Here is a 5,087-nt window from a genome sequence, read left to right on the forward strand (position 1 = left end):
CGTCGGGACGCGGACTCGCTCAAGGTCGGGGACGCCCTCGACTGGTGGCGGGTGGAGGAGTACATCGAACCCACCGCGACGGCGGACGTCTCGGCGTCGGTGCCCGACCTCGAGGACGGCGAGTACCTGCTGCGGCTGCGCGCGGAGATGAAGGCGCCGGGGCTGGCCTGGCTGGAGCTCCGGGTGGCGCCGCGCCCCGGCGGTGCGCTCTACCGCCAGCGGGCGGTCTTCCTGCCGCGCGGGCTCGCCGGCCACGCCTACTGGTGGGTGATCGCACCGTTCCACGTGCTCGTGTTCGGCGGGATGGAGCGCCGGATCGTCGCGGCCGCCGAGCTCGAGGAGCTCAGCGGCCCGCTGGCCGAGCCGGCCCAGGGGCACGGCCCGCTCGCCGCGTGGCGCCGCCGGCGGCGCGACCGTGCGGTGCGCGACGCGCAGAAGGCCCGCCGCCGGGTGTAGGTGCGCTGCGCGCTCGTGAGCACTTTCCGGTGCCATGACACCGGAAAGTGCTCACGTGGCCGGAGGCCACCTAGTCGAGGCGGGCGACCACGTCGCGGGGCAGCTCGAGCCCGGCCGCCGCGCAGTTCTCCTCGAGGTGCTCGAGGGAGGCCGTGCCCGGGATCGGCACCATCACCGAGCTGCGCTGGAGCAGCCAGGCGAGGGCGACCTGGGCGGGCGTGGCGCCGAGCGCGACCGCGGCCTCGTGCGCGGCGTTGCCCTCCTGCGCGAGGTTGCCCGCGTCCGCCGGCGCCCACGGGATGAAGGCGATGCCGTGCTCGGTGCAGTACCGGAGCTCGGCGTCGGAGGAGCGGTCGACGAGGTTGTAGCGGTTCTGCACCGAGGCCACGTCGACGATCCGCCGCGCCTCCTCGATCTGCTCGACGGAGACCTGTGAGAGCCCGACGTGGCGCACCTTGCCCTCGCGCTGCAGGTCGGCGAGCAGCCCGAACTGCTCATCGGCGGCGACGTGCGGGTCCACCCGGTGGAGCTGGAAGAGGTCGATGGTCTCGACGCCGAGGCGACGCAGGCTCATCTCGCACTCCTGGCGCAGGTAGTCGGGCCGCCCGCAGGGGATCCAGCGGTTCGGTCCGGTGCGCAGCAGGCCGGCCTTCGTCGCCACCGTGACCCCGCGGTAGGGGTAGAGCGCGTCGCGGACGAGCTCCTCGCTGACGTACGGCCCGTACGAGTCCGCGGTGTCCACGAAGTCGACCCCGAGGTCGATCGCGCGGCGCAGCACGGCCACCGCGTTGTCGGGGTCCTTCGGCGGGCCCCAGATGCCCTCGCCGGTCAGCCGCATCGCGCCGTACCCGAGGCGGTGCACCGCCAGTTCCCCACCGAGCTCGAACGTCCCGGCCCCGGCCGCCGCTGACTCCGTCGTCGTCATCAGGCGTCTCCTCCCGTGCGCGAAGCCCCCACACTCGCACCCCCGGTCCACGGCGCGCCCACCCCAGTGGCCGAGGTCCCACGGTCGGTGCCGTGACAAGCTTCACGCGGACCGCGGAGATCATGTGACACCGATCGATGTCACGTACTCGCAGGTCAGAGGCGTGCGGGGGCGGCGTCCTCCGCGAACAGGTCGGCGACGCGCTCGGCGGTGGCCTGCGCCCGCCCGGTGGTCGCGAGGACGCCGATGACCCCGATCATCAGGGTCGCCCCGCCCACCACCCACCACGCCGCGGAGAGCCCAGCCGCGACGCTCGCCGCGGTCGCGACGATCGTGCCGCTCACCGCGACGCCGAGGGACGAGCCGATCTGCCGGCTGGTGGACGCGACCGCGGCGGCGACCCCGGCCTGCGAGCGCGGCATCCCGCTCACCGCGGTGTTCGTGATCGGCGGGTTCACCAGCCCGAAGCCGATCCCGTAGACGCCGTAGGCGACCAGCAGCACCCACAGCGGCGTCGTCGCGCCGACCAGCGCGATGACGACGGCGACGGCGGTCGTCGCGATCCCCGCGACCGCCAGCGACGGGCGCGGCCCGTGGGTCGCGACGAGCCGGCCGGACAGCGGCGCGCAGATCGTCGCGGTGACGGCGGCGGGCAGGAGCGCGAGCCCGGCCTCGAGGGCCGACATCCCGCGGACCTCCTGCAGGTAGAGCGTCGAGAGGAAGAGGAACGAACCGAAGGCCGCGAACGCGCACACGGCCACGACCGTCGCCGAGGAGAACGGCACGCTCGAGAAGAAGCGCAGTTCGATGAGCGGCTCGCGCCGGCGGCGCTCCCACACCAGCAGCGCGACCAGGGCGACGAGCGCCAGCCCGGCGAGCCCGACGATCAGCGCCGAGCCCCAGCCCGCGCGCGGACCCTCGATCACCGCGGTCACCACCGAGGCGAGCAGGACGACGACGAGCACCTGGCCGACCGGGTCGGGCCGGCGCGCGTGCGGTGCCCGGGACTCGGGGACGTAGCGCGCGGTCGCCAGGATCGCGAGCAGGACGACCGGCACGTTCACCCAGAAGATCGCCCGCCAGCCGACGGTCTGCGTGAGCACCCCACCCAGGACGGGCCCGAGGCCGAGCGAAATGCCGACGACCGAGCCCCAGACGCCGATCGCGCGCGCCCGCTCCCGCGGGTCGGTGAAGACGTTGGTGACGATCGACATGGCGACCGGGTTGAGCATCGTCCCGCCGAGGCCCTGCAGGGCGCGGGCCGCGATGAGCCACCCGATCGAGGGCGCGAGGCTGCAGAGCAGCGAGCCGGCCCCGAACAGGCCCAGCCCGACCTGGAAGGTCCGCCGGCGGCCCACCCGGTCCCCGGTCGCCCCGGCGAGCATGAGGAAGCACGCCAGCACGAGCGTGTAGGCGTCGATGGTCCACTGCAGGCTGCTGATGGACGCGTTCAGGTCCGCGCGGATCGCCGGCAGCGCGACGTTGACGATCGTGGCGTCCATCGAGACGACGAGCAGGCTCGTGCAGCAGATGAGCAGGACGACGATCCGGCGGCGCAGGGTCGACGTGTCCTGCGGGTCCCGATCGTTGCTCACGCTCACGAGCGTAGGCGTGTCGCGGCGGCGCCTCGGTGTGAGCCTGACCGGAACGGTGCGTTCGGGACGAAGCGGGCGACCGACGTGCCGTGTGTGCTTGTGCCGCCTAAGTTCCCGCCCATGGCGGGGACGGGGCTGTTCGACCAGGCTCGCGGGCTCACCCGCGAGCAGCGCAACGCGTTCCTCGCGGCCTGGCTCGGCTGGGCCATGGACGCGTTCGACTTCTTCCTCGTCGTGTTCGTCCTGACGAACATCGCCAAGGAGTTCGGGGAGTCCGAGACGACGGTCGCGTTCCTCACGACCGTCACGCTGATCGCGCGGCCGATCGGGGCGCTGATCTTCGGGATCTGGGCGGACAAGAAGGGCCGCCGCATCCCGCTGATGGTCGACGTCCTCTTCTACTCGGCGATGGAGGTCCTCTCCGGCCTCGCGCCCACCTTCACGGTGCTGATCGTCCTGCGCTTCCTGTTCGGCCTCGGCATGGGCGGCGAGTGGGGTCTCGGGGCGTCGCTGGCGCTCGAGAAGATCCCGCCGGAGAAGCGCGGGTTCTGGTCCGGCCTCCTCCAACAGGGCTACCCGGTGGGCTACCTGCTGGCCACGGTGGCCAACTTCGCCATCACCCCCTACCTGGGCTGGCGCTGGCTGTTCGTGCTCGGCGCGATCCCCGCGCTCATCGCCTTCCTCATCCGCACCCGCGTCGGGGAGTCCGAGGCGTGGGAGCGCACCCAGGAGAAGGTGGAGCTGACGAAGGTCGGTCCCGGTCAGGTGTTCCTGAAGCCGGCCGTCCTGCGGCGCTTCCTCTACCTCATCGTTCTCATGACGCTGTTCAACTTCATGAGCCACGGCACCCAGGACTACGTGCCGACCTACCTGAAGACCGAGCTCCACGCGTCCACGGGCGCGGTCACGATCGTCGCGGTGATCTACAACATCGGCGCGATCATCGGCGGCGCGTACTTCGGGGCCCTGTCCGAACGATTCGGCCGGCGCCGGACCGCCGCGCTCTGTGCGGTCCTGGGCATCCCGGTGGTCTTCCTGTTCGCCTACTCCACCGTGCTCGGGCTGGTCACCCTCGGCGCCTTCCTGCTCCAGGTGCTGGTGCAGGGCGGCTGGGGCGTCATCCCGGCCCATCTCGCGGAGCTCTCGCCCGACGAGGTCCGCGGCTTCTACCCGGGTGTCACGTATCAGCTCGGCAACGCGTTCGCCTCCTTCAACCTCCCGCTGCAGGCCGCACTGGCCGCGTCGTTCAGCGGCTCCTTCGCCCTCGCGGCCGTGATCGTGCCGGTGCTGGTCCTGACGGCGATCGTGCTGCTGCTCGGCCCCGAGGCCAAGGGGAAGGTGTTCGGGGCGCGCGAGGAGGAGACCGTCCGGTAGGACTCCCCGGGTGACCGCCACCCCGGACGCCGCCACGGCCGTCGTCGTGACCACCACCGACTCCGCCGAGGAGGCCGAGCGACTCGCGCGCGGCCTCGTCGAGGCCCGGCTCGCGGCGTGCGTGCAGATCGTCGGCCCGGTCCGCAGCGCCTTCCGGTGGGAGGGGACGGTGTCGGTGGAGACCGAGTGGCAGCTGGTCGTGAAGACCGCGGGCGCGCGGGTCGACGAGCTGACCGCCTGGATCGTCGCCGAGCACTCCTACGACGTGCCCGAGGTGATCGCCCTGCCGGTGGTGGGAGGCCACGCGCCGTACCTGGGGTGGGTGACGGAAGAGACGACCGGCTGACCACGACGCGTCCGGGCGCTTAGCCTCGACAACGATGTCCACCGCGCTCGCTCCCGGCCTCCGACGGGGTGACCCGGGCTTCCGCCGGGTCTCGGTGGGGCTCTTCTTCGCCGGGTTCACCACCTTCGCGCTGCTCTACGCGACGCAGCCGCTGCTGCCGCAGCTGGTCGAGGTGTTCGCGGTGTCCCGGGTACGGCGTCGCTGTCGGTGTCGGTGACCACCGGCGGGCTCGCGGTGGCGGTGATCCCCGCCTCCGCGCTGTCCGAGCGGTGGGGCCGGCGCCCGGTGATGCTGTGGTCGCTGCTCGGGGCGGTCGCCTTCGGGCTCGCGGCTGCGGTGGCCCCGACGTTCGGGCTGCTGCTGGTGCTGCGGGGTCTCGAGGGGCTCGCGC

The 5,087-nt window shown here is 72.7% G+C and carries 7 protein-coding genes; 5 read left to right on the plus strand and 2 right to left on the minus strand.

The window, feature by feature from the left end; genetic code table 11:
• A partial coding sequence (locus tag AC0CYZ_RS15415) for a DUF2867 domain-containing protein (RefSeq protein WP_472216826.1) occupies positions 1 to 456 on the plus strand: 456 nt, incomplete at its 5' end.
• Positions 457 to 526: 70 nt separating this feature from the next.
• Here AC0CYZ_RS15415 and AC0CYZ_RS15420 read toward each other — a convergent pair.
• Together AC0CYZ_RS15420 and AC0CYZ_RS15425 are read right to left on the minus strand one after the other, a co-directional pair.
• Positions 527 to 1,381 (minus strand): aldo/keto reductase, encoded by an 855-nt coding sequence (locus tag AC0CYZ_RS15420; RefSeq protein WP_472216828.1) that lies wholly within the window; start codon positions 1,379 to 1,381, stop codon positions 527 to 529.
• A gap of 155 nt (positions 1,382 to 1,536) precedes the next feature.
• Positions 1,537 to 2,976: an MFS transporter gene (locus tag AC0CYZ_RS15425; protein ID WP_472216830.1), complete on the minus strand. Its 1,440-nt coding sequence runs from the start codon at positions 2,974 to 2,976 to the stop codon at positions 1,537 to 1,539.
• 120 nt (positions 2,977 to 3,096) lie between these two features.
• Between AC0CYZ_RS15425 and AC0CYZ_RS15430 the strand changes: the two genes are divergently transcribed.
• The 4 genes from AC0CYZ_RS15430 to AC0CYZ_RS15445 all read left to right on the plus strand — a co-directional run.
• Entirely contained in the window at positions 3,097 to 4,350 is a 1,254-nt protein-coding gene (locus tag AC0CYZ_RS15430) for an MFS transporter (protein ID WP_472216832.1), read from the plus strand.
• Between the two features lie 10 nt (positions 4,351 to 4,360).
• Positions 4,361 to 4,696 carry a divalent-cation tolerance protein CutA gene (gene cutA / locus AC0CYZ_RS15435; protein ID WP_472216834.1) on the plus strand — a complete coding sequence of 112 codons (336 nt, stop codon included), beginning with the start codon at positions 4,361 to 4,363 and terminating at the stop codon, positions 4,694 to 4,696.
• 34 nt (positions 4,697 to 4,730) lie between these two features.
• On the plus strand, positions 4,731 to 4,913 hold the full coding sequence (locus AC0CYZ_RS15440) for a hypothetical protein (RefSeq protein ID WP_472216836.1): 183 nt from the start codon (positions 4,731 to 4,733) through the stop codon (positions 4,911 to 4,913).
• Positions 4,904 to 5,087: MFS transporter (locus AC0CYZ_RS15445; RefSeq protein WP_472216838.1), on the plus strand; the 184-nt coding region annotated here is incomplete at its 3' end. The genes AC0CYZ_RS15440 and AC0CYZ_RS15445, both read left to right, overlap by 10 nt.

The sequence above is a fragment of the Actinomycetospora sp. genome (genome assembly GCF_055612215.1).